Origin of the sequence: Marinobacter sp. es.042 (assembly GCF_900188315.1) — a bacterium.
Lineage (GTDB): Bacteria > Pseudomonadota > Gammaproteobacteria > Pseudomonadales > Oleiphilaceae > Marinobacter.
On record NZ_LT897781.1, the window covers coordinates 40,843 to 66,463 of the forward strand.

Here is a 25,621-nt window from a genome sequence, read left to right on the forward strand (position 1 = left end):
GTCGGCCGCTCCCTTGATCCTGCTCAAAGGTCTTATTGATTATTTTCGGCTAACATGTGTACGCTCACGGTTCGGGCTTTTCGGGCCGAAGCGTTGCAAAGGAGGAATTCCAGATGGCATCAAAGCCTCTGACGCCAGAGGTGGCGCGGGCTTCGCTGAGTGTCAGGGTCAGTTCCCTGATCAGTGTTCAGCTTGCTCGTGGCAAAGTTGGTGTGGAAGTCGTGGCGTCGCAGCTGCATATGAGCCGCTACACGTTGCACAAGAAACTGAAGCGTGAAGGGCTGACATTCGCCCGTTTGCTGGAGGATGTTCGCCGCAGGCAGGCGCTGACCTACATGCAGGACAGGACCAAACCGCTGGTGGAGATTGCCGAGCAGCTCGGTTTTTCGGAGTTGAGCGCATTCAGCCGGGCTTTCAAGCGCTGGATGGGGACATCCCCGGCTGAATACCGCTCTGTCAGGCTATCCTGATCCGGATCAGACTTTTTTGAACACCAGTGAGGCATTGGTACCACCAAAGCCAAAGCTGTTGCTCATCACCAGGTCCAGTTTCTGGTTATCCATGCGTTCCCGAACGATCGGGTAGCCTTCGGCCCCTTCATCAAGGTCCTGGATATTTGCCGATGGAGCAATAAAGCCGTCACGCAGCATGATCAGGCTGTAAATAGCCTCATGTACGCCCGCCGCGCCAAGAGCGTGGCCGCAAAGGGGTTTGGTGGAGCTCAACGGCGGAATCTTGTCGCCAAATGTCTCTTTCAGGGCTTTCAGCTCGGTGATATCGCCGGCCGGGGTGCTGGTTCCGTGAGTGTTGATGTAGCTGATCTCACCATCCAGGTTTTTCATGGCCTGCTGCATGCACCGTACAGCGCCCTCGCCACTGGGGGCGACCATGTCAGCGCCGTCGGAAGTGGCGCCAAAGCCGACCAGCTCAGCCAGGATGTTTGCGCCTCGGGCCTCGGCGTGTTCCAGGGCTTCGAGTGCCAGCACACCACCACCACCAGAGATAACGAAACCATCACGGTGCGCGTCATAAGTACGTGACGCCAGTTCCGGCGTGTCGTTGTATTTCGTCGACAGGGCGCCCATGGCATCGAACAGCAGGCTCAGGGTCCAGTGGATATCTTCGCCACCGCCAGCAAACATGACATCCTGGCGCCCGAGAGCGATCAGATCGGCGGCATGGCCGATCGAATGCGCGCTGGTAGCGCAGGCAGAGGTGATGCCGTAGTTAATGCCGCGGATGCCAAAGCCGGTTGCCAGTGACGCGTTGATCGCACTGCCCATGGTCCGGGGCACGCGATAGGGGCCAACCCGGCGGATACCGCGGTCGCGATGGGTATCGATGGAATCCAGCAGTTCAACCGTTGAGGCACCGCCCTGGCCAAAGATGATACCGGTGGTGTCGGCCTTGATGTGCTCATCGGTCAGCCCGGCCTGCTCGATAGCCTCAAGCATCGCCAGATAGGTGTAACCGGAAGCGGGGCACATGAAACGCCACAGTTTCCGGTCAATCAATTCGGGCAGGTTCAGGTTGATCTGGCCGCAGATGTGGCTGCGCAGACCATTGTCCCGGGCTTCTTCGCTAAAGCCGATGCCAGAACGGGATTCCCTGAGTGACTGCGCGACTTCCTTCTGGTTGGTACCAAGGCTGGAAACAATGCCCATACCGGTGATTACAACACGACGCATCCTGTTAACTCCTAAAAATCATCGGTCGAGGTGAACATGCCGACCCGCAGGTCTTTGGCTGTGTAGATTTCCCGGCCGTCTACCTCCATCCGGCCATCGGCAATTGCCATGGTCAGTTTGCGCCTGATCACGCGTTTGAGATCCAGGCGGTAGGTGACTTTCTTGGCCGTCGGCAAAACCTGGCCGGTGAACTTCACTTCACCGGCGCCCAATGCGCGGCCCTTGCCTTCACCGCCACCCCAGGCGAGGAAGAAGCCTACCAGCTGCCACATGGCATCGAGGCCGAGGCAGCCCGGCATCACGGGATCGTCAACGAAGTGCACCTTGAAGAACCACAGGTCCGGATTGATGTCGAGCTCCGCTACCAGGCTGCCCTTGCCGTATAGGCCGTCGTCGTCCGCAATGTGCGTAACGCGGTCAAACATCAGCATCTCGTTGATGGGCAGGCGCATGGAGCCGGGGAAGAGCTCGCCATGGCCGCATTTGATCAGGTCTTCTTTATCAAAATGATCCGGGTTCATAGTGCCAGTGTCTCTGTTACAAAATGATTTCCTCATACTTTAGCTCGAATTTCGGGAGCTGCTATTGACCTTTAGTGGATGATTGCCGGTTTCAGAGCAAGCCAAACCATACCTGCTTGCCGACAGATTGCGTACAATGCGGCAAAACGCCTGTTAACAAGGGAATTTCCATGACCGCGTACATGATCCTGAAACACCTGCACGTGACCACCGCGTACCTTACGATTATCCTCTTTGCCCTGCGCCTGCTGCTCGACGCGGTCGGAAAACCGGGCTGGCGCGAGACACCGTTGCGGTTTATTCCCCACATCAATGACACCATTCTGTTGGTGGCAGCGATCTCCCTGGTGTTTGTCGCCGGGTACGCGTCGGCCATGCCGGGGTGGCTGATCGCCAAAATTGTCTTGCTGGTCGGCTATATCATTGCTGGCGTGTTTGCCCTGAAAACCACCCTCGGAAAGCCCGTTCGAATTTCCGCTGCGGTACTGGCCCTGGTGCAATTTACGGCCATTCTTCATCTGGCCCTGGCCAAGCCGTTCTGAGTCAGCGCTTTTCGCTGATCTGCTTCGTCAGCTCCGCCAGTTGTACCTGAACGGCCTGGAGCTGGCGGGTAATCTCGTCCCGCTCATCATGGGCCTGTTGGGCCTGCTGGGCGTTCTGCTCCTCGCTCATGACCTCAAGAATCGCCCCGATCATCATATTCAGGAAAACAAACGCCGTCAGGAATATGAAGGTGATGTAGAAAACCCAGCTCAGCGGGTACTGTTCCATGGTGGCGTACATCACATCCGTCCAGTCCTCGAAGGTGGCCACCCGGAAGAGTGTCAGCATGGCAATGGCCACGTCGCCCCACAGCTCCTCGTCCACGCTGGCGAAGAACATCGAACCCATGGCCGCGTATATGTAGAAAATGATGAACATCAGCAGGGCGATATAGCCCATTCGCGGAATCGCTTTTAGCAGCGAGTTGATCAGGAACCGGAGCTCCGGAACCACCGACACCAGGCGCAACACCCGGAATACCCGCAACAGACGTCCCAGCAGAACCGCCTCGGAGTTGTCCAGAGGAATCAGGCTGCCGATGACCACCAGGGTATCGAACAGGTTCCATCCGTCGAACAGAAAACGTTTCTTGTTGGTGCACACACCGAATCGGAACAGGATTTCCAGCAGGAAAAACAGGGTGATGGCGTTGTCCATCACGATGAGCGACTTCTCCACCAGGGGAGGCAGATCATAGGTTTTGGCGCCAATGGTCAGTGCCGACAGGATGATGATGGTGATGACTGCGCCCTGGAAAACCTTGCTGGACTCAATGCGGCGGAGTTTCTCGAAACCGGAGGCGGGGTTTAATTGGGAAGGCATGGCAGACGACGGCTCCAGATAATTCGGGGAAGGCCGAATTCTAAAGGCCAGGGAAGGAATTGGATAGCCTCAACAAAAGGGGATCCTTGGTGCATAGTATGCGGCTGCACGTAATTAGCAGGATTTATTCAGGCTGATCAGAAATATTCATTCGTGCGATTCGCAAACCCTTCCCATAATCAACTTGCAAACAAAAAAATCAAAAAGCGAGTGACATTCCATGGAAGATAGACCGGAGTTAGCCGGCTGGCGCTGGGGGCCGTTCACGTTCCGCGTGCCGTTCTACCATACGCGCCTTTGCTGGTCCGAGTTCTTGCAAGGGCTGTTTGTTTCGGCCGCCACAGGCCTGGCCCTGATCCCCGTGATGACTGCCTTTTTCGGCCTCAGTTTTGAAGAAGCCGTTGCATTGTCGATGATTCATGCCTCCTTGATTGCCTCGGCGGTGATCGTTTTCGGCGAGCCCTACGCGGGCGGCTGGATTACTCCCGCGTTGCCCCTGATTCTGGCGTTTGTGATAGGGGGCTACGAGGACCCGGTCAGCCGGTTCCAGGCGATGACCGCGCTGAGCCTGGTGTTTGCCTCGCTTGTCCTGTTTCTCGGAATAACCGGCCTGGGTCGTCGCTTTGTGATCTGGCTACCCGATACGCTCAAGGCCGGCATTATTCTCGGCGCCTCAATAGCCGCGCTCAAGCGGGTGTTCGTGGACGATGCCGAGCGCTTTCTGCTTGAACAGCCCATCGCGACGGGCCTTGCCTGTGCCATCTGCCTGATATTCACGTTCTCCATTCCGATGCAGAAGCTCAAGGAGCGCAGCCGGTTCTTCTTTATGCTGGGAGCCCTGGGCCTGCTGCCGGGCTTTCTGGCTGCGGCCATCGTCGGGCCATTGGTCGGCGAGGTGAATTTCGATATTCAATGGGGAATCCTGGTGCCCCCACTGGGCGAGGCATTGGCGAAGGTTTCGCCGTTGGCCATAGGTTGGCCGTCCCAGGAAATGATTCTCCAGAGTATTCCGCTGGCACTGATTTCCTACATTATCCTGTTTGGCGATCTGGTCACCGGGAATGAAGTGTTGCGGGACGGCTTGAAGGTGCGCAAGGACGAGCACGTGGATATTAACCTGAACCGCACCCATTTCTCCCTGTCGATCCGTAACGCCATCATGGGTATTGTGGCGCCCTTCTTCCCGACTCAGGGAGCGGTATGGACTGGCGTACATGTAATTGTGGTGCAGCGCTGGAAGCAGGGGCCTAAGGCCATGAACAGCTTGCACAGTGGCCTGGCCTCCTACTACCTGATGGGCCTGCCGTTCATCTACTTCCTGTTGCCGCTGCTGACCGGGCTCAAACCGCTGCTGGGTGTTGCGCTGTCGCTGACTCTCGTACTGACCGGTTTTGCCTGTGCTTACATCGCCATGTCAATCCCGAGGGACAATGCCTCAAGGGGTACGGTGGTTCTGATCGGCGCTGCTCTGGCGTTCTTTGAGCCATGGATGGGGCTGCTGATAGGCGTGGTAGCAACCCTGGCTCTCGTGGGCTGGGATCGCAGCCCGGACCCGATTCCCCACGACGAGTGACGAGCCGATGGCAGATCCCCGGTGTCAGCCAGCCTGGCCCAGGATTATCTGCCACTCCTCCTCGCTCACGGGCATCACCGAGAGCCGGTTACCCTTGCGGACCAAAGGCAGGTCTTCGAGCCCGGCCATGGATTTCAGCTCATCCAGCGGGATCAGTTTCGGCAGCGTGCGAATGTACTTCATGTCCACGGCTTGCCAGCGAGGCTTCTCAGCGGTGCTCTTGGCATCAAAATAGGGTGATTCAGGATCAAACTGGGTTGGATCTGGATAGGCGCTGCGAACGACCTTTACGATACCGGCTATCCCGATGTGTTTGCAGCTGGAGTGGTAAAGAAAGACCTCGTCACCCTCTGCCATGCGCGCCAGAAAATTCCGGGCCTGGTAGTTGCGCACGCCATCCCAGGGGATCACCCCGTTCGGGGCTTTCGCAAAATCCTCAATGCCGCATTCTGCAGGTTCTGATTTAACCAGCCACTTCGTCATCAATTACTCCAATTGTCTGCGGGTACCGCAAGCATCGGTAAATAAGGACAGTACTCGGTTCAGCCGCTGAAAGGCAGCACGCCATAGTAGATGGCACTGAAGTGGCAGGCGCTGCCGCCGATCACGAACAGGTGCCAGATCGCATGCATGTAAGGTATGCGGTCAGCCAGGTAGAAGGCGACGCCGGCGGTGTAGACAACGCCGCCGGCAATCGTCAGGTTCAGGGCGGTCTCACTCAGGTTGGCTACCAGATCGGAAGATGCGAAAGTGATCAACCAGCCCATGGCGATATAGATGCCGACCCTCGCCAGTTTGAACCGGTTCTTGAAAATAACCTTCAGCACCACCCCGGTAATCGCCAGTGACCAGATCACCGCAAACAGCGTCCAGCCCACTGTGCCGCGCATGTTTACCAGGAGGAACGGCGTGTAGGTACCGGCGATCAGCAGGAAAATGGCGCAATGATCCAGGGTCTTGAAGGCGCTTTTCAGTTCCGGTCGCCTGGCACTGTGATAAAGGGCGGAGGCCAGGTATAGCAGGATCAGCGAAGCGCCAAAAATACTGAAGCTGACTATCTTCCAGATATCCCCGAACTGGCTGGCGCCAATGATCAAGGCCGCGGTTCCGATAACGCTCAGGATGGCGCCGAGCCCGTGGGTGGCACTGTTCAGCCATTCCTCAATGCGGTGATGGGTATTGGGTACCGGGGATGGAGTTGCTGTCGCTGTCACTGAATGGTCTTCCTGATGTGTCATGGCAATAAAATACTTGAGCGTACACGTGTACGCAATGGCCGAGAGTGACCATCCTGAGGGGCTGTTCAGAAAAACTGAATAACCTGTCGGAAAACTTCCGATTTCTCTCGAGTCTGCCTCTGGTTAGCATTCGTATATCGATTTTAAGACACGGGAGGTTCTTCTCATGGCAAAAGTGCTTGTGCTTTATTATTCCATGTATGGCCATATCGAGACGATGGCAAACACCATTGCCGACGGCGCTAAAGGCGTTGACGGTGTCGATGTGACCATCAAGCGCGTGCCCGAGACGATGGGTGACGAAGCATTTGTCAGTGCTGGCGGAAAGTCGGATCAGGAAGCGCCAGTGGCTGATCCGAAAGAACTGGCAGAATACGACGCGGTGATTTTCGGCACGCCCACTCGTTTTGGCAACATGGCGGGCCAGATGCGTACCTTTCTGGACCAGACGGGCGGCTTGTGGGCTGAAGGCAAGCTCCACGGCAAAGTAGCCAGCGTGTTCACGTCTACCGGCACCGGGGGCGGGCAAGAACACACGATCAGCTCTTTCTGGACCACCCTGGCGCACCACGGCATGGTGATTGTGCCCCTCGGGTATGGCATTCCCGAGTTCTTCGATATCTCTGAAGTAAATGGCGGAACGCCGTATGGCGCTTCAACCATCGCCGGTGGCGATGGCTCCAGGCAACCGAGTGAAAAGGAACTCGCCATTGCCCGCTTCCAGGGCAAGCACGTTGCCGAACTGGCAGTAAAGCTGCACGGATGATACTGAGGTTTTAGCAAAGCGTTGAGCGTTTTTCAGGGCGGCAGGCGAGAGCTTGCTGCCCTTTTTTTTTGCTAAACTCCGGCACCTGTCGCTCTAGTTTCCCCTTTCCTCACGGAGTCCTGATGGCCGCAGCCTTTGCTCTCTTCTTCAAACTTATACCGCTCTATGTAACGGTGGCCCTGGGCTGGGTGGCCGGTCGCTATCTTGAGGCCAGTGGTCGCCATATAGCCGGCATCATGCTCTACATCGTGACACCATCCGTGGTGTTTTCCGGTGTTATGGCAGCGCCGCTTTCTCCCGAAGTCATCCTGCTGCCCTTTCTGGTATTCGGGATTTCTTCTGTTCTGGGAATTGTGCAATTAAAGCTGGCAAAGAGGGTGCTCTCCGACGGCAGTGCCAACATCATCCCCTTGTGTGTGGGTTCCGGTAACACCGGGTACTTCGGGGTTCCGGTTGCGTTGTTGCTGTTCGGTGAAGAGGGGCTCGGGCTCTACATCGTGTGCATGCTGGGCACCACGCTGTTCGAGAACTCCGTGGGCTTCTATTTGGCGGCAAGGGGACGCTACAGCATCAAGGATGCGCTCTGGCGGGTGCTGAAACTCCCGTCTGTCTATGCCTTCCTGGCGGCGATTGCCCTGAATCTGGCGGGTGTTGGGATTCCTGATATCTTCGTGCCACTGTTTGAGAACCTGCGCGGGGCCTACAGCATTCTGGGCATGATGATCATCGGCATGAGCATCACCAGCTTTCGTGGGCTGGCGGGCAATGTCCGTTTCACCGCGCTGGCGTTTTTCGGGAAGTTCGTGATCTGGCCACTGGTGGCGATTGTGTTCTGGTGGGTTGATTCAGCAGTGCTGGGCATATATGAGCCAGCGGTCCACAAGGCCATGTTCCTCATCTCGATCACCCCGATTGCCGCTAACACCGTGGTTATCGCCACGCTGCTGGATACCTCGCCGAGGCAGGCAGCGGGTACGGTGTTGCTTACCACGCTGTTTGCCCTGGCGTTTATCCCGGTAATGATCTCCCTGGCGTTCTAGCGGCTGCTCGATGCTGTAGCTGCTGGTTGCGCTTCACTGGCCCTGGCTTGGGCAATGTCGCTGCGGGCATGGCGCATCACGCTGATGCCGGCTGTAATCGCAAGGGTGCCCATGATGGCCGCCACAATCAGGTCGGGCCAAGCGGTTCCGGTACCGAACACGCCGAGCGCAGCCACCATAACGGCGATGTTGCTGATGGCATCGTTTCGGCTGCACAGCCAGACCGAGCGCATGTCCGAATCCCCTTCACGAAATTTGAACAGCATTGCGGCCACGCTTACATTAGCGGCCAGTGCCAGCAGGCCAACCGCGCCCATGGTCAGCGGCTCTGGTGTTATGCCCGCCTGCACCACCCAGACTGCCCGTGCCCAGACCACCAGGCCGAATGCCGTCATGGTAATACCCTTGACCATGGCTGCCCGGCCGCGCCACAACATTCCCATGGAGAGCACGGTCAGGGACAGGATGTAGTTGGCGCTGTCGCCAAAGAAATCGATGGCGTCCGCCATCAGTGAGACAGAACCGGATGACAGGCTGGCGATGCCCTCGACAAAGAACATGCCCAGGTTCACCCAGAGCGCAATCCATAAGGCCTTGCGAAAGCCGGGAGCAGGGGATTTGGGTTCGGGGGCGGAGCAACTGCACGCCATAAAGACCTCCTGTGATCGACTGTCTCTATTAAAAACCCTGTAGTAGCTACAGGGTCAACAGTTGCAGTGCAAATTCTCAGGACGCGTCAGTGCTGGCCCGGCCCATGGGTGCCGGGAACGTGATTGTGGCGATCCTCGGGCTCCGGGGTCTCGAGCACCGAGCTAAGCCCGCCGAGAATGCCGCACTCACGCACGGTGCGCCCGTCTGTACAGGCTTCCTGAAGCTGCACGAGCGTTTCTTCCAGGCTCTCCAGTTCCTTCAGGCGTTCGCGCACGTGATTCAGATGGCGAGCCAGCAGAGCGTCCACCTGGCTGCAATCGGCTTCCGGTTGCTCGGCCAGTCGGATCAGCTCGCGAATCTCCTCTTGGGCCATATCCAGATTGCGGCAGCGTTTGATAAAGAGAAGACGGTCCAGATGGACAGTGCGGTAAGAGCGGTAGCCACTGTTGTCCCTGTCCGGTTCTGGTAGCAGACCGATCTTTTCGTAGTATCGGATGGTTTCAACGGGAATAGTCGTTGTCTTGGCAAGTTCACCGATTTTCACTGCCTTATCCCCCCGGTGGTACCCGGAACATGGACCGTTGCCTTGAATCCTCCGGTCGAGCCTGAGCTGAAATGTAGGGTACCACTATAGCGTTCTGTAATCTCTCTCACGATGGCCAGCCCAAGGCCGTGACCAGGCGTTTGTTCGTCCAGACGCAGACCGCGGGTGCCAAGGGTGTTCAGCGCGTTGGGAGGAATTCCGGGGCCATCGTCCTCAACCGTGATGATAAATCCTTGCCCATCCTCTTCCAGGCCAAGTTCAACAAATCTGGCGGACCACTTGCCGGCGTTGTCCAGAAGGTTGCCCAGCACCTCATTCAAGTCGTGCTCTTCGATAGGCCAGCGTCGTTCTTCGGTCAGTACGGTCGACATTTCAAAGGATTTTGCCGGATACAGCCGGCCGAGCATCCAGAGAAGGTCCCGGGCCTGCTTCAGAGGATAGGCGCTTTTGCCAACCTGTGGACCAGCGAACCGGCTGCGCCGCATTTCTGCTTCAAGTTGTCTGTCGATATCATCGAGCCTGCCGGCCATTTGTTGTCTGAGGTTGTTGGGGAGCGGGCGGTCAGTATCTTCCAGAATCTGGCGAACGGCAGCGATGGGCGTTTTAACGCTGTGGGAGAGATTTGCCAGCGCATCCCGGGAGCGCTCCAGGCGCTGGTCCAATGAGTCGAGCAAGTGGTTGAGCTGCAGTACAAGAGGTTGGAACTCCTCGGGGGCCCTGACATCAATCCGCGATATCTCGCCATCCTGCAGTCGCTTTAATGCGGCCTTGAGGCTCACCACGGGGCGCATGGACAGGTTGATGCCCAGCCAGAGAACGCCAACCAGCAGCAGGATCAGCAGCAGGGAAACAACGGCCGTCCAGGCGTGAAGCTCGGCCTGGCTCCGGCTCAAGGCACCAAGGTCTTCGGAAACGATCACCACGATGGGCTGGTCGTCCACGCGAAAGGACTTCCTGTAAGCAAGGATATCCGAGGGCGCCTCCGCAATTTCGGCGCCACTGACGCGCAGTGTACCTTCCTCGCCGGACTTCACCAGTGGCATCAACAACGGCGCCCAATTCTCGGGGGAGATAATGGTCCGGGTGTCGGAATGGATAACGAATGCGTGGTGAAAAACTTCCTGGAAATAATCACCGGTCTGTAGGGTGTCCAGCCGACCACTGGAATCGCGAATCTGGTGTTCCAGAAAAGCGACTTCGTCTTTGAGCCGGGTTTCCACAAATTGGCGGGACATCCGGTCAAGTAGGAGCCCGTGCACCAGCCATGCGAGAGCCATCAGAAGAATGCCGGCCGGCAGCAGCAGTGCCAGTAGCGTTCCCTTGACCGATACCGGTTTTTTAAACCAGATCATTAAACAGATACCCCTGGCCACGTCGTGTCGAGATGGTGTCGGTGCCTACCAGTTTCCGGAGCCTGCGAATGTAGGCCTCAATGACGTTTTCGCTGGGGGTGTCGTTCAGGCTGTACAGCTGTTCCATGAGCTGTTCTTTCGAGAAAACATGCCCTGGCCGGCTCATCAGGCAACGCAACAACCGGAATTCGGTTCCGGTGAGGCTGTGCTCTGTGCCATCGGCCAGTTTCAGGCTTTGGCGATTCTCGTCCAGTTCGAAATGGCCGGCCTTTACCAGTGAATGCACCCGCCCCTCGCTACGGCGAACGATGGCGTTCAGCCGCGCAATCAGCTCCTCGGTCTGGAAAGGTTTGGCCAGGTAATCGTCGGCCCCGGCCTTCAGACCGTTCACTTTGTCCTGCCAGTCACCGCGGGCGGTCAGAATCAGCACCGGAAAGCTGATGCCACGCGTTCGCCATTTCCGGAGCACGTCCAGGCCATTTCCGTCTGGCAGTCCGAGATCCAGAACCACGGCGCGATATTCCTCGTGATCGGCCAGCGCCGACGCTTCTCTGGCGGAGGAGGTGGTATCCACGCTGAATCCCGCCTTTTCCAGCTGGCTGGTCAGGCCGTCCGCAAGCAGCCGGTCATCTTCGACGAGCAGTAAACGCATTCGTGTCCCCTTGCTGCAGGTATGGCAGAGCGTGCCAGTGTCCCGCTTTTACCTGAACCCAGCCTGAACGCTAAATAATTCGTCATTTTCAGAAAGGATTCAGGTTGGTGAGCGATGGTACTTATCGATTCTGGATATTGCTCAAGTTTCAACGGAAATAATCGGGCATATATATCCCATTATTCCATAGGAGAAGACGAGATGAATGCATCAAAGTTTCTGGTTCTTGCGGCCTCAGTGTCGATGTCCGCGACTGCTTTTGCTGCCGGTGCCCACAGCGGTGGGCATGGAACAGGCAGTGGTGAACCCGGGAAGGCAGCTGAAGCCACCCGAACCATCAACGTGAAGATGCACGACAATTACTACGAGCCGGAGTCCATCGATGTAAAAGCCGGTGAAACCGTTCGTTTTGTTGTGCAGAACAAGGGTAGGCTCGTGCACGAGTTCAATATTGGTACACCGTCGATGCATGAAGCCCACCAGAAGGAAATGCAGATGATGGTTGAGCACGGCGTGCTCAAGGGCGATCACATTGATCGCGAGATGATGGAAATGGACATGGGCGACGGTCACTCCATGAAACATGACGATCCCAACAGCGTTCTGCTGGAGCCGGGTGAGAACAAAGAGATCGTTTGGACCTTCACCGAAAAAGCCGACATCGAGTTTGCCTGTAACGTGCCTGGGCACTATCAGGCCGGTATGTACGGCGACATTGATTTTGAATAAGCAGGCCCACTCCATGAAAAAGCGAATGCTGGCCGCCATTTTTGGTGGTTTATTCTCCATGGCGGCCAGTGCCGCTGAGTACAATATTTCGGTGGATCGGGTACAGATCGATACCGGCGATTTCGTCAAGGAAGGCATTGGTTACAACGGCGCCTCACCCGGACCGGTACTGCGGTTCAAAGAAGGGGAAGAGGTGACCATCAATGTAACCAACAATCTGGATGAGATGACGTCCATCCACTGGCACGGACTGATCCTTCCGTTTGAGCAGGACGGCGTGCCCGGGATCAGTTTTGCAGGTATCAAACCGGGCGAAACCTTCACTTATCAGTTTCCGATTGTTCAGGCCGGCACCTACTGGTTTCACAGCCATTCCGGGTTCCAGGAACCCAATGGGGCCTACGGCGCCATCGTGATTGAACCGAAAGGTCGCGAGCCGTTCCGCTACGATCGGGAATTCGTGGTGCAACTCACCGACAAGCATCCCCATTCCGGTGATCGCATCATGCGGAACCTGAAAATGTCTGCCGATTACTACAACCGCCAGCAGCAGACCGTAGGGGACTTCTTCGCGGAGTCTGGCGAGAAAGGTTTCATGGCAGCGTTGCGGGATCGGATGATGTGGGGCGATATGCGCATGATGAAAGCGGATATCGAAGATGTGCAGGGTTTTACCGCACTGATCAACGGCAAGGGGCCGGAGCAGAACTGGACCGGGCTTTTCGAGCCGGGTGAACGGATCCGTCTGCGCTTCATCAACTCTTCCGCCATGACCTATTTTGACGTTCGCATTCCCGGTTTGGAAATGACCGTGGTCCAGGCCGATGGCAACAATGTCCAGCCGGTGAACGTGGACGAGTTCCGCATTGGCGTGGCGGAAACCTACGATGTGATCGTTCGCATCAAGGATAGGAAAGCGTACACCATCTTTGCCGAATCCATGGGCCGCTCGGGCTTTGCCAGGGGGACTCTTGCGCCGGAAGAGGGAATGACGGCAGAAGTGCCGGAACTTCGAGAGGCGCCATTGCTGACCATGGCCGATATGGCCGGGCATATGGATCACGGTGGCATGGACCACGGCGCTATGAATCATGGCGACATGAGTGAAGACGCCATGGCCGGCATGAACCAAGACGACATGAACGGTGGTGAAATGGCCGGGATGGATCACAGTGCCATGGGCCATGGCAGTATGGGCGGGGGCGATGGAGCTTCCATGCCGGAAGATCCCTTTTATGCCAGAGGCAGCGGGTTGATGCCCACCGCCAGCAATGGTGGAAAATTCCTGTCCTACGCCGATCTCAGGGCACAGAACCCGTTGTACGAACACCGCGAGCCAACCCGCGAGATTGAACTGCGCCTTACTGGCAACATGGAGCGCTATGAGTGGAGCATCAACGGCATCAAGTATGAGGACGCCGATCCCATCGTCCTTCAGTATGGCGAGCGGGTCCGCTTCAAGTTCGTCAACGAGACCATGATGACCCACCCCATGCACCTGCACGGTATGTGGTCGATCCTTGATGTGGGTGAGGGCAAGTGGAACCCGTTGAAGCACGTGATCAGCGTGGCGCCGGCCACCACTGTCCATATGGAAACGGAGGTGGATGCACCGGGTGAGTGGGCGTTCCATTGCCATCTTTCCTACCACGCCGCCTCCGGCATGTTCCGCAAGATCGTGGTTGAAGGTGGCCCGGACAGCACCGTTGCCGAGGGCAAGCCAGGCGGCACACAGGGAGGTGAATCATGAGTCGGTTGACAGCCTCTATGTGCGGTCTGGCTCTGGCCGTGACTGCCATGTCCACACCAGCGGTTGCCCAGGACGATCCGGCCAAAAAGACCCAGACGGCGAAGACCTTCTGGGGGGTGTCCGCCGAGAAGCTTGAGTACCGGTACAGTGACTCGAGCGAGGAGCTGGCGGTCATTGAAGGCGATGCCTTTTATGGCACTGATGAACTGAAATTCCGCTGGTTGTTCGAAGGCGAGTGGGAAGAGGCTCACAATGCCTGGGAAACCCTGGAAAACCAGTTTGTTGCCCAGACTCCGGTGGATGATTTCTGGGATGCCAAAGCCGGGATTCGCATAGATACTCCGGAAGGTCCGGACCGCGTCTATGGCGTGCTTGGGCTCACCGGGCTGGCACCCTACTGGTTCGAGGTGGACACCAACCTTTACATCAGCGATGAAGGCGACGCCTCCGCGGACTTTGAGGCGGAATACGAGTTGTTGGTCACCAACTTCTGGATTCTGTCTGCTTCGTTCGAGACCCTTGTGGCGTTTTCCGAGGATCGGGAGATTGGCGTCGGCAAAGGACTCAATTCCACCGAGCTGGGGCTGAGGCTGAGTTATGACCTGATTGACCGTGCCTTCTCTCCCTACGTCGGCGTGGTACACGAGCGCAAGTATGGCGACACCGCGGATCTGGCAGAAGCCGGAGGCGGAAGCACGGAAGACTGGTTTGCCGTGATTGGCGCGCGAATCGCTTTCTGATCTTCTGGATAGCCTGCCGGGGCAGAACTCGCCCCGGCAGGCTATGAAGTCCGGCTAAACGTGCAGATCCCTGCACGTTCGCGCCTCAGAGTACTTTTTTCAACTGTCCATAATCACCGCCAGTGCGGAGCACCAGGGTAATCTCGTTGTCGTTGCGGTTCCGGAAGAACCAGCCGTGGTCGCCGGTGAAAGCGGCTTCAAGCTCTCCTTCATCTTCAGGAACACCTCGCCCTTTCTCGTAGGAAATGGATTGTCCGCTGCCGTTGCCGTGGGTGTCGTAATTGATCGGGCCACCCTCAGATACCCAGGAGAAACGGGCCACAGCACCTTCTTCCATAGTCAGTTTGAATTCGGTTCCCTCGCCCGGCGTCAGAACCACGCGCACTTCATCTTGCCATTGCGGCTTCGCAACTTCTGGTTCAGTCGCAGGCTCTGGCTCGGCCGACGCAGTCTCGATTTCGGGCGAGGGAGCGGGCTCGTCAATGGCTTCGGCCACGACAGGCGCCGACACTTCCTGAGTTTTCTGATCGGCCGACGATTGTACGGCAACCATCTCAGCTGCCGCGTCAGCGGCGGCTTCCTCGGCGAGCTGCTCCTTGATTTCTCCCATTTCGGTCAATCCGAGCAGTTGGCCCGCGCCGGTAGGGTCCAGGGCGTACTCAGCGGGCATTACCACGGTAACCAGGAGGACCAGTGCCACGATGGCAGCAATGATTGTCGATCGAATCAGTTTGGCAGTACTGGGCAATGCTTCACGGTTGGGTATATCGGTGTTGTACATAGCGAATCTCCAGAATTAAGCGACAAAGTAACCGGTGAGCTGATAACCGAAGAGCAGGAAGCCTGCGCTCATCATGGCGACATTGGCGGTGTAAGCGTGGCGGAAAAAGCCGTCGGTTTTGCGCCAGAAGCTAATCACAATCAGGATCATGGCGAGGGCGATGAGCTGTCCGATTTCCACACCTACGTTGAAGGCAAGAAGGTTCGGGATCAGCCCGTCCGGCGAGATGTCGTATTCGATGATCTTGGTGGACAGCCCAAAACCGTGGAAGAGCCCGAAAATAAGCGTGGCGGCCTTGGTGTCGGGCTGAAAGCCAAACCAGCGCTGATAGGCGCCGATGTTGTCCAGTGCCTTGTACACTATCGACAGGCCGATAATCGCATCGATGATGTAGCTGTTAATGCCGACGTTGAAGTACACGCCCAGCAGCATCGTGGTGGAATGCCCGAGGGCAAACAGGCTCACGTAGATAGCGATGTGCTGCATGCGGTACAGGAAGAAAATGACCCCCAGCAGAAACAGCAGGTGGTCGTAACCGGTAACCATGTGTTTGGCACCGAGGTAGGTAAAAGCAATCAGGTTTATGCCGGTAATCTCCTGAATGTATCCCTTGTCGCCCTGGGCGACGGCATGGGCCAACGCATCAGCGCTGAGGCCGAGCAGGCCCAGTGTCAGGAATATCCAGAAAAAACGGTTTCCGCCGGCAGCAACCCACGCCCAGTGGCGAGGTTTGCCAAGCAAAGTTGACAGCATAGTAACTCCGTAGAATGGGTTTTCGTTCAGCTGCTAAGGCAGCATTGCTCAGACAATCTTGTAGAGCTTCGGAGGGCGGTCGAGCCGGTAACGAAAACTGCGGGGATTCTCTTTAGCAAAGGGAACAGGGCGCCGGAGTGAAGGTGTCAGGTTGGAGAATACCGGCATTTTCAACCTGTCTGCAGACTCGTGGGAGTGATTGCCAGAGTCATGATGAGAGTGTCGGTCTTGATGGTCTTGCGCGCTCTGGCTGTGATGATCATGACTGTGGCCGTGAGCGCCTTCGTGCAGGATGTTGGCTTCAGTCAGCTCCGGTACTCCATGGGATAACGTTTCTCCCATGACTGAGAAGGTCAGGCCGATGAGAGCAATCAGCATGACAATAATCGGTATTCTTTTTTTACGGTTAACGGCCGTAATCATAAGAACCAGCTTCTGAACTCAAGCTCCGTAAGTGCGTTAATCCGCAACGGGGCGATGCAATGGTTGGTAACGAGAGAATACCATTCCCAGCCAGTTTTTAAGGAATTAAAACAATGAAATGTGATTGCTCTTAAACGTTTGCGGTTCAACTGGATGACCCAGATCAATCTGTATGCTGTTAACCACTCTTGATGGATACTTTTCAGTTTCAATTCAGTTTCATGGTCTTTACTCATGGTGATGCACATTGTTGCAGCCAATAAGGAGGATCTCATGAACAGATTAAGTCGTTTCGTTGCCTGTTCCGTGTTCGTTGCCTTGCCTGCCTTTGCCTTTGCTCAGGGCAACTCAGGGCAAATGCCAGGTGCTGGCATGATGAGCCAGGAACAAGTGCAGCAGATGAATGAAAACATGGCACGCATGCAGGCCATGATGCAGGAAATGCGAAACGCCAACTCCAACGCTGAACGACAGAGACTGCGCCAGCAACACATGGAGTACATGCAGGAGCACATGCAGATGATGCGTGGCGGCATGATGGGGCCCGGTATGATGGGCCAGGGCATGATGGGCAACGGTCAGGAAATGATGGGTAGTGGCCAGGGCATGATGAACAACCAGGGCATGATGAACAACCAAGGTCAGGGTAAAAAACAGTCCGGCAATGCCCAGGGCAATCGTTCGGGTGGTCCGGGTATGGACAACGAGCAGCGTCTGGAGATGATGGAGAACCGGATGAATCAGATGCAGCTGATGATGGAACAGATGCTTGAGCACCAGCGGCAGATGTACCGCAAATAAGGTTCCGGCGCCGGTTAGTCAAACAGGGATAGCTGGTCTGATTGGCTCTTCGATGGCAGATCGGGTCGTTTCTGCACGGGGCCTTTGCGGCTGCCATGACGCTGCAGCACCCGATCTGTCTCTGCCCGGCTGACGCTCTGTTTCCTGAAGTCGCCCACCGCCTTGCGGGCTACACGGGCTGCCTGCTCGTGGTCGCTGACAGGTGCGATATAGGTGTTACCGCCGTATCGTTCCTTTTGCAGTGGCGTCATTAACCAGGGCGTGTGGATCATTTCGCTGGGCACGCCGGCCAGCTCGGGAATCCACCGCCGGATGAACTCGCCCTCCGGGTCCAGTTTCTGGCTCTGCAGCACCGGGTTGTAGATTCGCAGGGCGTTGATGCCGGTCAGGCCGGACTGCATCTGGGTCTGGGAGTAGTGTATGCCCGGCTCGAAATCGGTAAACAAGCGGGCCAGGTGAAGGGCCGGATCGCGCCAGTGCAGCCACAGCTGGTAGCTGGCGATTGCCATCAGCATAGCTCGCATCCGGAAGTTGATCCAGCCGGAGTGGGCCAGTGCACGCATGCTGGCGTCCACCAGGGGCCATCCGGTCTGGCCTTCCTGCCAGCGTTGCAGTCGCTCGGAATCATTGGGCCCGGTTTTCAACGCCTCCATTTCCCGGTGCATGGCCCGGAACTCCAACTCCGGCTCGTCTTCCAGTTTCTGGATGAAGTGGCAATGCCAGTGCAACCGGGAGCGGAAGCTGGTCAGGCTTTTCTTTTTTCGGGGCAGGGTGTTGCGGTGGTTGCCGGTGGCCTTGGCCTCCTGGTAGATCTCCCGCAGGCTGACGGTGCCGTAGGCAATATACGGACTCAGGCGCGAACAGGCCCTGACGGCGGTGTTCGGGCTGGAAATGTTGTACTGGTAACCGACGCAGCGGCGATCCAGGAAGGAGCCGAGGAGCTTTTCTCCTCTTGCGCTGCCCCCCATCTGGCGGTCCGGGCATGAGTCTGGCACTTCGAAACCCTGGCCATTGTCGGCAGCCCAATCGGTCTTCAGGGTATCCGATGTCGGGATTGCAGTCGGAGCCTCCAGCACTGGCTGGCGCATCAGCTCGGTCCACGCCCTGTCCCAGACATCCCGGTCGCTCAGGCGGCGAACCACACCGAACTGGTTCCACTCACGGAATTCCACCTGGTTTTCCGAACACCAGCCAATTACCGCCCTGTCTCGCTCGAAGGTCCAGTGTCCGCCGGTTTCCTGATGGCAGAAGATGCGGTTGATGCCCTGGCGGGCCTGAAGCTGCTTCAACGCATCGGTCACCGACCCTCGAATCACCAGCAACTGGCTTCCGGCCTTGCGCAACTGTCGGTCCAGGTCGTCCAGAGAATCCCGGATAAACGCCCACTGCCGGCCGCTGGTATCCGGCAGTTGCCAGTACTCATCCTCGATAACATACAACGGAATGACTGGCTCTCCCAGGCTGGCTGCCGCCGCCAGGGGGGCATGATCCCGTGCACGCAAATCGCGCTTGAACCACACAACGGTCGTCATGTGGATGCGTTCCTCTCGCGCCGGCAACGTTCGCTGCAGTAGCGGACATTTTCCCAGTCCTTTGCCCACTTTTTGCGCCACGCGAAGGGCCGCTGGCAGACCGGACAGGTCTTTTCAGGGAGATTCAGCTTTTTGTGGGGCACCAGGCTCTTCCGTTCGGGATGAATGGTTTTCGATGTATGGCTTTCTACGTCTGCGTCGCAGGGCGGGATCAGCGCCCATGGCTGCGGGGAGTATGAGCCTCAGGAGTTTGATTCCCGGGCCAGCTGGGCCAGATCTTCACTGATCTGCTCGGGCGACAGGCCGGGGCGTAATAGCAGCCGGGCGTTGCCACGGCGATCGAACACGTAAACGGCGCTGCTGTGGGAGACGTTGTAGTTGCCTCGGGCGTCGGGCTTGTCGTAACCGAAGGTTGTTCGATACCGTTTGGTGAGCTCTCGAAGCGCGGGTTCTTCCGCGGTCATGCCAACAACCCGATCACCGAAAAAATCCACGTAGCTGGCCAGGCGTTCCGGCGTATCCCTGCGCGGGTCAACGCTGACGAACAGGGTTGTTACATCGTCCCGATACTCTTCGGGCAGCTGACCAACGGACTGGCGAAGATCGGTCAGCGTGGTCGGACAGACATCCGGGCAGGAGGTGAAGCCGAAGTACAACAGCCGGATGGTGCCCCGTGAGTCAGCGGGAGTCACGGTATTCCCATCAGTGCCCTCGAGCTGGAACTCAAGCTCGGGCATCAGGCCTGAGATGTCTTTGCCATGCCAGCTTTCATCATTCCCGGTGCAGCCGGTGAACATCAGTACCACGAAAATCAGCCAGAGTAGCCGTATTCTGCTCATGCGTTACCTCCCGCCAGAGAGCGGCTTTTCGGGAATTTGCCATCTTCATGCATGGCCCGGCGAAGCACAATCAGGATGCCGATGATGCTCATCATGGCCGGTGGAATCCAGGTCAGCAGGCCGCCCAGCAACTGGTCCGTTTCCGGAGGCATCGGCCATGCCCGGCCGCAGACCTCGTATACGTCATACACCATGCCCCTGGAAAATACGATCCAGGCGCCAAGAATCATCTGGGGTATCGCCACCAGCGCCAGCAGCAGGATACGTTTCCCGTAGCCAAGCGCATTCGTGACTGCAGGGCTACGGGGATCGAAGATCAGCCACCAGAACAGCAGGCCGTCCAGCAGCATGCTCCAGTTCATGATCCAGTAAAGCTGCCGGCTGAGCATGGCGTCAAAATGGATGGGCGGCCAGAGCCAGAAGTAGATCAGTCCCACGAACAGAACCGAGGCGATCAGGGGTTGCTGCAATAGGCGGTAAAGCCACCCCAGAGGTTGCAGCCAATAACGCACAGACGGGGAGATCCTCTGATACCAGAATCGCATCACGGGCAGCGGATTGGACAGCGCAATCAGAATTGGCCCCAGGTGGTGAAGAATCAGGTGTTGTCCCCGGTGAACGAAAAACATGTACTGGGAGTAGTAGTCGAACCGGGTCTGCATCACCGCATAGCAGAGCATAACGCCAAGTGTGAATGTAACGATCCGGCCCGATCCCGGCCGGTCCTGCTCTGGCATCCTCAGTAGCGCAACACCATAGAACCCGAGCACCAACATATAGCTGAGCAGAGTCAGGGGAGAGAAATCGTAGGGCAGCAGGTAGCTCGATACTGGCATGGATCAGACTCGATGCGTGCACGCAGTGGAAACCGGGTTTATCTTTCTTGTCAGTACCGCTGAGTTTTGCCGGCCCGGCGGCGGATTTCAAGGTCGACTTAAGGCAACTTCTGATGGAGGCGGAGCATGGCCCGATTTTGCGATTCCATTTCAGCACCGTCGGTGTTGATCTTTGACTGGCACGGCACCCTCGTAGACACCCACGATGCCATGTTCAGTGCCATGGAAGATATGCTGCCGCAACTGGAAGAGCTGGGGCTCGTGGAGCGGCTGCTGCCGGAGGATAAATGCCGTACCGGCGACGACGCGCGTCTGGTGCGCTACATCCGGATCTTCCGGCGCCTGCATCCGCGTATTCTGGCAGAGCGGCGGGTTTCAAGAACGGACATTTTCAATGCCATCTTTGGCGACGACAAAGAAGCCAAGCTGATTGCCCACAAGGCCTACAACGAGGCCTACCGCCGTTATTTCGGGCAGGTAAAACCGTTTCAACCTGGCGCGTATGAGTACCTCAGCGCCCTGAAAGCGATGGGTATCCGCCTGGCGGTTTCGACCAATCGGAACCGCGAATTCCTGGACCGGGAATTACAGACGGTTGACGAAGGCCGATGGCGACGCCTGTTCGATGCCACGGTCTGTGCCGACGACGTAACCGAGTACAAGCCCGACCCCGAGGTGATTCTCAAGGCGCTTGAAAAACTCGGTCTGCCAGCGGATGAAAAGGCCTGGTATGTGGGCGACAGCTACGTCGATATGCTCACCGCCAACAATGCTGGCGTGTCGGGCGTGTTCTACAACGGCGCCTGCTGGGAATCTGGCCGGATCGACAGCTGGTTCTCGCACCGGGACGCGCCCGCAGCCATTCTGGACAGCTTTGAGGACCTCATGGACCTTTTAGCCCTGCTTGAGCGGAGCCAGCCGGAGGCCTTCGAACAAACGCCTGCTGAGGTTCGCCCCCGGCCGTTTCCGCCGCCACAGCGACCCGAGCCGAGGATTGAGCCGGACTGGCACCCGGCGGTGGTCAAGCTCATCCGTCCGGCAGTCATCCTGTTCGACTGGCACGCCACCCTGGTAGACACCCTCGACGCCATGTACCACGCGGTGGACGACATGCTGCCGGATTTCCACAAACTCAAACTGATGGACCGCATGGTGGCGCCGGAAGACAGCAAAACTCCGGAAGATGTGAAGCTGGTTGCCTACGTGCGGGAGTTTGCGAAGCTGCATCCGAAGGTGAAGGCAGACCGAAAGATTTCCCGAACCGATATCTTTGAGGTGTTGTTCGGGGACGATCAGGAAGCCAAGCAGATTGCCCATCAGGCGTTCAATCACCATTACCGGAAACACTACGGTACCGTGAAGGCGTTTGAGCCTAAGGTGCGGGAAGTTCTGGAAGGGTTACGGCGGCTGGGCATCCAGGTGGGTGTCATTACCAACCGGGACCGCGAGTTTTTCGAGCATGAACTGGCGGCGGTGGAGGATACCGGGTGGACGCATCTGTTTGATGTCAACGTCTGCGGCGACGATACACCCCTGCGCAAGCCCCACCCGGATCAGTTGCTGCTGGCTGTCCAGAAACTGGATTATCCGCCTGACCCCAGTGTGTGGTACGTGGGCGATAGCACGACTGACGTCATTGCCGCCAAGCGCGCGGGCCTGACCTCCGTATTCTTCAACGGGGCCCAGTGGGATCTGCCCTGGCTGAACAAGATTTTTCCGGGTACTCACAAGCATCCGGACAAGCCGGATGTGGTGGTCAATGACTTCTCGGAGTTCTGGGCGTTGGTGTTGGCCTGCGAAGTCGGGCCGCCCTGAGGAAAAGATCAGGACGAAAATGTTCTGACCTAGAGCTTTTCAATCGTGGCGATCAGATTCTCCGCGCGCCGGAGCAGCGCTTCCCGTTTCTCGGGCTTCTGCTTGTCCCAGTTCCGGTACATCATGCCCATGCGCGGGTTTTTGGCAAAGTCGTCCCGATGCCGATCGATGAAATGCCAGTACAGGGCGTTGAACGGGCAGGCGTCATCTTCGGTGGCCTTGTTCACCTTATAATGGCAGTTGGCGCAATGGTCCGACATGCGCTGGATATACCTGCCGCTGGCGGCGTAGGGCTTTGAGCCCAGGTAGCCGCCATCCGCGTGCATGACCATCCCCAGCACGTTGGGCAGTTCCACCCAGTCATAGGCATCGGCGTATACCGCCAGGTACCAGTCACAGATTTCCTCCGGCTTGATGCCCGCCAGCAGCGCGAAGTTGCCGGTAACCATCAGGCGCTGAATATGGTGGGCGTACGCGTTGCGGCGGGTGGCATCAATGGCCTTGTGCATGCACCGCATTTTCGTGTCCCCGGTCCAGTAGAACCAGGGCAGGGCACGGGTGTTGCCCAGACGGTTTTCTTTGGCATATCCCGGCATGTTCATCCAGTAAATGCCCCGCACGAACTCGCGCCAGCCCAGTATCTGACGGATAAATCCCTCCACCGCATTGATCGGTGCACGGCCTGAATACCACGCCTGAGCGGCCGCCTCGCAAACCGCCACCGGATCCAGAAGCCCGGAATTGATGTAGGGCGACAGTATGGAATGAAATAGCCAATCCTCGTTGTCCGAAATCGCGTCCTGATAGTCGCCGAAGCAGGGCAGGGCATAATCGATGAAGTGCTCGAGCGCCGCCTGCGCGTCTTCGGCGGTAACGGCAAAATGGAAATCGTCGGTGGTGCCGAAGTGATCGCTGAAGTGCTCATCCACCCGGGCGATAACCTCTTGGGTAATGGCATCGGGCTCTATCCGGAATGGTGCGGGGGCTGGCGGCTTGCCGGTCCATTTCTTTCGGTTGTCCGCATCGAAATTCCACTGGCCACCCTCGGGCTCGCCGTCGGATGTCATCAACAAACCGGTCTTGCGCCGCATCTCCCGGTAGAAGAATTCCATCCGCAACTGCTTGCGGCCTTCCGCCCAGTCGGCAAATTCCTGCTTGGTGGCAATGAACCGTGCATCTGGCCGAATCTCAACTGGCACGCCAAGGCGTTCGTGCCAGCCACTGATCTGTTCATGCAACCGCCATTCGCCACACTCCGTGGTGATTACTTTCTCTGCACCGATCCGCTTGAGCTGTTCGCCAACCACTGCTTCAAGGCTCTGGTGTTCGTTGTCCGGGTGATAGGTTTGGTAATGAACCTGCCAGCCATCGCTCTCCAGTTGCCGGGCGAAGTGACGCATGGCACTGAACAGCAGCACGATTTTCTTCTTGTGGTGATTGGTGTAGCTGGCTTCCTCATGGACTTCGGCCATCACCACCAGATCCCGGTCCTTGTCGGCGTTGTCGAGAGCGCTGATGTTTCTCGTTAACTGGTCGCCGAGAATCAGAATCAGGTTAGCCATGCTGGGGAATCCTTCAATCAGTAAGCTGCGGGCTATGCCCACAAAGGGGTAAACCAAGTACGCCAACAGCCCAAGGGTGGTTCATATGCAGCCTTGGTAAACTGAAACCAACGTTCAGCTGACACGCATCAAAAAGAGGCGACAGGGATTGCCTTAGAATGGCCCCGATTTTATCTAACCCCGAGTTTGACATGACCCCCACATCCGCACTCAAAGCCCAAGACGCTACACTGCCAGAATTCATCTGGGATGACGCCCTGATCCGCCGCTACGACTTGAGCGGCCCGAGGTACACCTCCTATCCCACGGCCGTCGAGTTCAACCAGAACTACCCTATTGAAGATATGGTCAAAGCCGCGGCTCGCAGCAAGGCCAGTGGTCGTCCGCTGTCGCTCTACACCCATCTGCCGTTCTGCGCGCACCTCTGCTACTACTGCGCCTGTAATAAGGTCATCACCAAAAAGCGTGACAAGGCCATGCCCTACGTGGAGCGGGTGCTGAAAGAGGCGGCCATCCAGTCAAAACTGTTCGGGGCCGACCGGCCAGTGACCCAGCTGCACTGGGGCGGCGGTACCCCCACGTTTTTACCAAAAGATGTGATGGAACACCTGATGGCGGGTTACGGGGAGCTGTTCAACCTGCAAACCGGTGAGGAGCGGGATTACAGTGTGGAGATTGACCCGCGGGAAGTGGATCAGGATACCCTGCCAACCCTTTGGAACCTCGGCTTTAACCGGATCAGCCTGGGGGTACAGGATGTAAACCCGGAGGTTCAGAAAGCGGTCAACCGCATCCAGCCCCGGGCCATGACCGAAACCGTGCTTAACGAGGCCAGACGAATCGGCTTTCGCTCTATCAACCTGGATCTGATCTACGGCCTGCCGTACCAGACGCCGGAGAGCTTTGCGGAGACGCTGGAGGCGGTGATCGAGATGTCGCCGGACCGGCTGTCGGTGTTCAGCTATGCCCACCTGCCGGAGCGTTTTTATCCGCAGACCCGGATTCAGGGCGATACTTTGCCCAGCCCCCAGCAGAAGCTGACCATCCTGCACAACACCATCAACCGCCTTCTGGAGGCCGGCTACGAATACATCGGTATGGACCACTTCGCCAAGCCGGATGACAGCCTGGCCGTTGCGCAGCGGGAGGGACGCCTGCACCGTAATTTCCAGGGCTACACCACCCACTCCGAATGCGATCTTGTGTCCCTGGGTGTTTCCGCCATCGGTCAGACCGACGACGCCTATTTCCAGAACAATCACGACCTGCCTTCCTGGGAAGCGGCCATCGATGCCGGCCAACTGGCGATCATCAAAGGCGTGAACCTGTCCCGGGACGACCGCATCCGCCGCTGGGTGATCGGCCAGCTGATCTGCCAGTTTCGTCTGGATCGCCAGCTGTTCGCAGACGTCTGGAACGAAGATCTGAACCGTTATTTTGCCGATGAGCTCAGCCGTCTGAAGCCCATGGTTCAGGATGAATTGATTGCCGATGATGGCAATGCACTGCAGGTTCAGCCCGCAGGGCGGTTGCTGATCCGGGCGATCTGCCAGATTTTTGATCTGTACCGCAAAGAGGGCGCCAGCCAGCGGTTCTCGCGGATTATTTGACGTGGTTGGTGTGCGGAACAGGTTGGGCGGACGCGGCCTGTTCCGGGTTTGTTGACGTTT

General features: G+C 57.4%; 28 protein-coding genes. 11 read left to right on the forward strand and 17 right to left on the reverse strand.

Going from position 1 to position 25,621, the window contains the following annotated elements; all coding sequences use genetic code 11:
• Positions 1 to 113 precede the first annotated feature (113 nt).
• Positions 114 to 470, forward strand: a complete 357-nt coding sequence (locus CFB02_RS00240; RefSeq protein ID WP_014578227.1) for a helix-turn-helix transcriptional regulator — start codon at positions 114 to 116, stop codon at positions 468 to 470.
• A 6-nt stretch (positions 471 to 476) separates the two neighbouring features.
• Here the strand turns inward: CFB02_RS00240 and fabB are convergent, their stop codons facing one another.
• Both fabB and fabA read right to left on the reverse strand, forming a co-directional pair.
• Positions 477 to 1,688: a beta-ketoacyl-ACP synthase I gene (gene fabB, locus CFB02_RS00245; RefSeq protein WP_088556317.1), complete on the reverse strand. Its 1,212-nt coding sequence runs from the start codon at positions 1,686 to 1,688 to the stop codon at positions 477 to 479.
• Positions 1,689 to 1,699: 11 nt separating this feature from the next.
• Entirely contained in the window at positions 1,700 to 2,209 is a 510-nt protein-coding gene (gene fabA / locus CFB02_RS00250) for a bifunctional 3-hydroxydecanoyl-ACP dehydratase/trans-2-decenoyl-ACP isomerase (RefSeq protein WP_008169354.1), read from the reverse strand.
• 170 nt (positions 2,210 to 2,379) lie between these two features.
• Here fabA and CFB02_RS00255 point away from each other — a divergent pair, with 170 nt between their 5' ends.
• The gene (locus tag CFB02_RS00255) at positions 2,380 to 2,751 is read left to right on the forward strand and encodes a SirB2 family protein (RefSeq protein WP_088556319.1); all 372 of its coding nucleotides are present in this window, start codon (positions 2,380 to 2,382) and stop codon (positions 2,749 to 2,751) included.
• A gap of 1 nt (position 2,752) precedes the next feature.
• Here CFB02_RS00255 and CFB02_RS00260 read toward each other — a convergent pair whose 3' ends face one another.
• Positions 2,753 to 3,574, reverse strand: a complete 822-nt coding sequence (locus CFB02_RS00260) for an ion transporter (RefSeq protein ID WP_088556321.1) — start codon at positions 3,572 to 3,574, stop codon at positions 2,753 to 2,755.
• 220 nt (positions 3,575 to 3,794) lie between these two features.
• Here CFB02_RS00260 and CFB02_RS00265 point away from each other — a divergent pair, with 220 nt between their 5' ends.
• On the forward strand, positions 3,795 to 5,147 hold the full coding sequence (locus CFB02_RS00265; protein WP_088556323.1) for a hypothetical protein: 1,353 nt from the start codon (positions 3,795 to 3,797) through the stop codon (positions 5,145 to 5,147).
• A 24-nt stretch (positions 5,148 to 5,171) separates the two neighbouring features.
• On the opposite strand, the gene CFB02_RS00270 is transcribed toward CFB02_RS00265, so the two are convergent.
• Positions 5,172 to 5,630, reverse strand: coding sequence for an EVE domain-containing protein (locus CFB02_RS00270; RefSeq protein ID WP_088556324.1), 459 nt, complete (start codon positions 5,628 to 5,630; stop codon positions 5,172 to 5,174).
• Positions 5,631 to 5,689: 59 nt separating this feature from the next.
• Positions 5,690 to 6,385 (reverse strand): PAQR family membrane homeostasis protein TrhA, encoded by a 696-nt coding sequence (gene trhA, locus CFB02_RS00275; protein ID WP_088556326.1) that lies wholly within the window; start codon positions 6,383 to 6,385, stop codon positions 5,690 to 5,692.
• Between the two features lie 166 nt (positions 6,386 to 6,551).
• Here trhA and wrbA point away from each other — a divergent pair, with 166 nt between their 5' ends.
• Positions 6,552 to 7,151 carry an NAD(P)H:quinone oxidoreductase gene (wrbA, locus tag CFB02_RS00280; RefSeq protein ID WP_088556327.1) on the forward strand — a complete coding sequence of 200 codons (600 nt, stop codon included), beginning with the start codon at positions 6,552 to 6,554 and terminating at the stop codon, positions 7,149 to 7,151.
• Positions 7,152 to 7,273: 122 nt separating this feature from the next.
• Positions 7,274 to 8,191 carry an AEC family transporter gene (locus tag CFB02_RS00285; protein ID WP_088556329.1) on the forward strand — a complete coding sequence of 306 codons (918 nt, stop codon included), beginning with the start codon at positions 7,274 to 7,276 and terminating at the stop codon, positions 8,189 to 8,191.
• Here the strand turns inward: CFB02_RS00285 and CFB02_RS00290 are convergent.
• The 4 genes from CFB02_RS00290 to CFB02_RS00305 all read right to left on the reverse strand — a co-directional run bounded on the left by CFB02_RS00290 (position 8,188) and on the right by CFB02_RS00305 (position 11,390).
• Complete coding sequence (locus tag CFB02_RS00290; RefSeq protein ID WP_088556330.1) at positions 8,188 to 8,841, reverse strand: cation transporter; 654 nt, start codon at positions 8,839 to 8,841, stop codon at positions 8,188 to 8,190. The genes CFB02_RS00285 and CFB02_RS00290 overlap by 4 nt on opposite strands.
• A gap of 86 nt (positions 8,842 to 8,927) precedes the next feature.
• A complete protein-coding gene (gene cadR, locus CFB02_RS00295; protein WP_088556331.1) occupies positions 8,928 to 9,386 on the reverse strand; it encodes a Cd(II)/Pb(II)-responsive transcriptional regulator in 459 nt (152 codons plus the stop codon).
• On the reverse strand, positions 9,383 to 10,738 hold the full coding sequence (locus CFB02_RS00300; protein ID WP_088556333.1) for a sensor histidine kinase: 1,356 nt from the start codon (positions 10,736 to 10,738) through the stop codon (positions 9,383 to 9,385). Before CFB02_RS00300 ends, cadR begins: the two co-directional genes overlap by 4 nt.
• Positions 10,725 to 11,390, reverse strand: a complete 666-nt coding sequence (locus CFB02_RS00305) for a response regulator transcription factor (RefSeq protein ID WP_088556336.1) — start codon at positions 11,388 to 11,390, stop codon at positions 10,725 to 10,727. The genes CFB02_RS00300 and CFB02_RS00305 overlap by 14 nt, the downstream gene beginning before the upstream one ends.
• Positions 11,391 to 11,591: 201 nt before the next feature.
• Here CFB02_RS00305 and CFB02_RS00310 point away from each other — a divergent pair, with 201 nt between their 5' ends.
• The 3 genes from CFB02_RS00310 to CFB02_RS00320 are packed head-to-tail and all read left to right on the forward strand — an operon-like array spanning position 11,592 to position 14,609.
• Positions 11,592 to 12,119, forward strand: a complete 528-nt coding sequence (locus CFB02_RS00310; protein WP_088556338.1) for a cupredoxin domain-containing protein — start codon at positions 11,592 to 11,594, stop codon at positions 12,117 to 12,119.
• A gap of 13 nt (positions 12,120 to 12,132) precedes the next feature.
• Positions 12,133 to 13,869, forward strand: a complete 1,737-nt coding sequence (locus CFB02_RS00315) for a copper resistance system multicopper oxidase (RefSeq protein ID WP_088556340.1) — start codon at positions 12,133 to 12,135, stop codon at positions 13,867 to 13,869.
• On the forward strand, positions 13,866 to 14,609 hold the full coding sequence (locus tag CFB02_RS00320; protein ID WP_088556342.1) for a copper resistance protein B: 744 nt from the start codon (positions 13,866 to 13,868) through the stop codon (positions 14,607 to 14,609). The genes CFB02_RS00315 and CFB02_RS00320 overlap by 4 nt, the downstream gene beginning before the upstream one ends.
• A gap of 85 nt (positions 14,610 to 14,694) precedes the next feature.
• Here CFB02_RS00320 and CFB02_RS00325 read toward each other — a convergent pair whose 3' ends face one another.
• Genes CFB02_RS00325 through CFB02_RS00335 form a run of 3 tightly spaced genes read right to left on the reverse strand, consistent with a single transcriptional unit; the run spans position 14,695 to position 16,521 of the window.
• Complete coding sequence (locus CFB02_RS00325; protein WP_088556343.1) at positions 14,695 to 15,390, reverse strand: hypothetical protein; 696 nt, start codon at positions 15,388 to 15,390, stop codon at positions 14,695 to 14,697.
• 15 nt (positions 15,391 to 15,405) lie between these two features.
• Positions 15,406 to 16,143, reverse strand: coding sequence for a HupE/UreJ family protein (locus CFB02_RS00330; protein ID WP_172835787.1), 738 nt, complete (start codon positions 16,141 to 16,143; stop codon positions 15,406 to 15,408).
• A 48-nt stretch (positions 16,144 to 16,191) separates the two neighbouring features.
• Positions 16,192 to 16,521, reverse strand: a complete 330-nt coding sequence (locus CFB02_RS00335) for a hypothetical protein (RefSeq protein ID WP_227519276.1) — start codon at positions 16,519 to 16,521, stop codon at positions 16,192 to 16,194.
• Positions 16,522 to 16,839: 318 nt separating this feature from the next.
• Here CFB02_RS00335 and CFB02_RS00340 point away from each other — a divergent pair, with 318 nt between their 5' ends.
• Positions 16,840 to 17,367, forward strand: a complete 528-nt coding sequence (locus tag CFB02_RS00340) for a hypothetical protein (protein WP_227519277.1) — start codon at positions 16,840 to 16,842, stop codon at positions 17,365 to 17,367.
• 14 nt (positions 17,368 to 17,381) lie between these two features.
• Here CFB02_RS00340 and CFB02_RS00345 read toward each other — a convergent pair whose 3' ends face one another.
• From CFB02_RS00345 to CFB02_RS00360, 4 genes are all read right to left on the reverse strand, one after another.
• On the reverse strand, positions 17,382 to 18,899 hold the full coding sequence (locus CFB02_RS00345) for an FAD-binding domain-containing protein (protein WP_088556349.1): 1,518 nt from the start codon (positions 18,897 to 18,899) through the stop codon (positions 17,382 to 17,384).
• Complete coding sequence (locus CFB02_RS00350; protein ID WP_075267585.1) at positions 18,896 to 19,042, reverse strand: DUF2256 domain-containing protein; 147 nt, start codon at positions 19,040 to 19,042, stop codon at positions 18,896 to 18,898. Before CFB02_RS00350 ends, CFB02_RS00345 begins: the two co-directional genes overlap by 4 nt.
• Positions 19,043 to 19,141: 99 nt before the next feature.
• On the reverse strand, positions 19,142 to 19,738 hold the full coding sequence (locus CFB02_RS00355; protein ID WP_088556351.1) for an SCO family protein: 597 nt from the start codon (positions 19,736 to 19,738) through the stop codon (positions 19,142 to 19,144).
• Entirely contained in the window at positions 19,735 to 20,574 is an 840-nt protein-coding gene (locus CFB02_RS00360) for a cytochrome c oxidase assembly protein (RefSeq protein ID WP_088556352.1), read from the reverse strand. Before CFB02_RS00360 ends, CFB02_RS00355 begins: the two co-directional genes overlap by 4 nt.
• A 126-nt stretch (positions 20,575 to 20,700) precedes the next feature.
• Between CFB02_RS00360 and CFB02_RS00365 the strand changes: the two genes are divergently transcribed.
• Positions 20,701 to 22,389, forward strand: a complete 1,689-nt coding sequence (locus tag CFB02_RS00365; RefSeq protein ID WP_088556353.1) for an HAD family hydrolase — start codon at positions 20,701 to 20,703, stop codon at positions 22,387 to 22,389.
• A 29-nt stretch (positions 22,390 to 22,418) separates the two neighbouring features.
• Here the strand turns inward: CFB02_RS00365 and CFB02_RS00370 are convergent, their stop codons facing one another.
• The gene (locus CFB02_RS00370) at positions 22,419 to 23,951 is read right to left on the reverse strand and encodes a cryptochrome/photolyase family protein (RefSeq protein ID WP_088556355.1); all 1,533 of its coding nucleotides are present in this window, start codon (positions 23,949 to 23,951) and stop codon (positions 22,419 to 22,421) included.
• Between the two features lie 191 nt (positions 23,952 to 24,142).
• On the opposite strand from CFB02_RS00370, the gene hemN reads away from it, so the two are divergent.
• Positions 24,143 to 25,561, forward strand: a complete 1,419-nt coding sequence (gene hemN / locus CFB02_RS00375; protein ID WP_088559116.1) for an oxygen-independent coproporphyrinogen III oxidase — start codon at positions 24,143 to 24,145, stop codon at positions 25,559 to 25,561.
• The last annotated feature ends 60 nt before the right edge of the window (positions 25,562 to 25,621 follow it).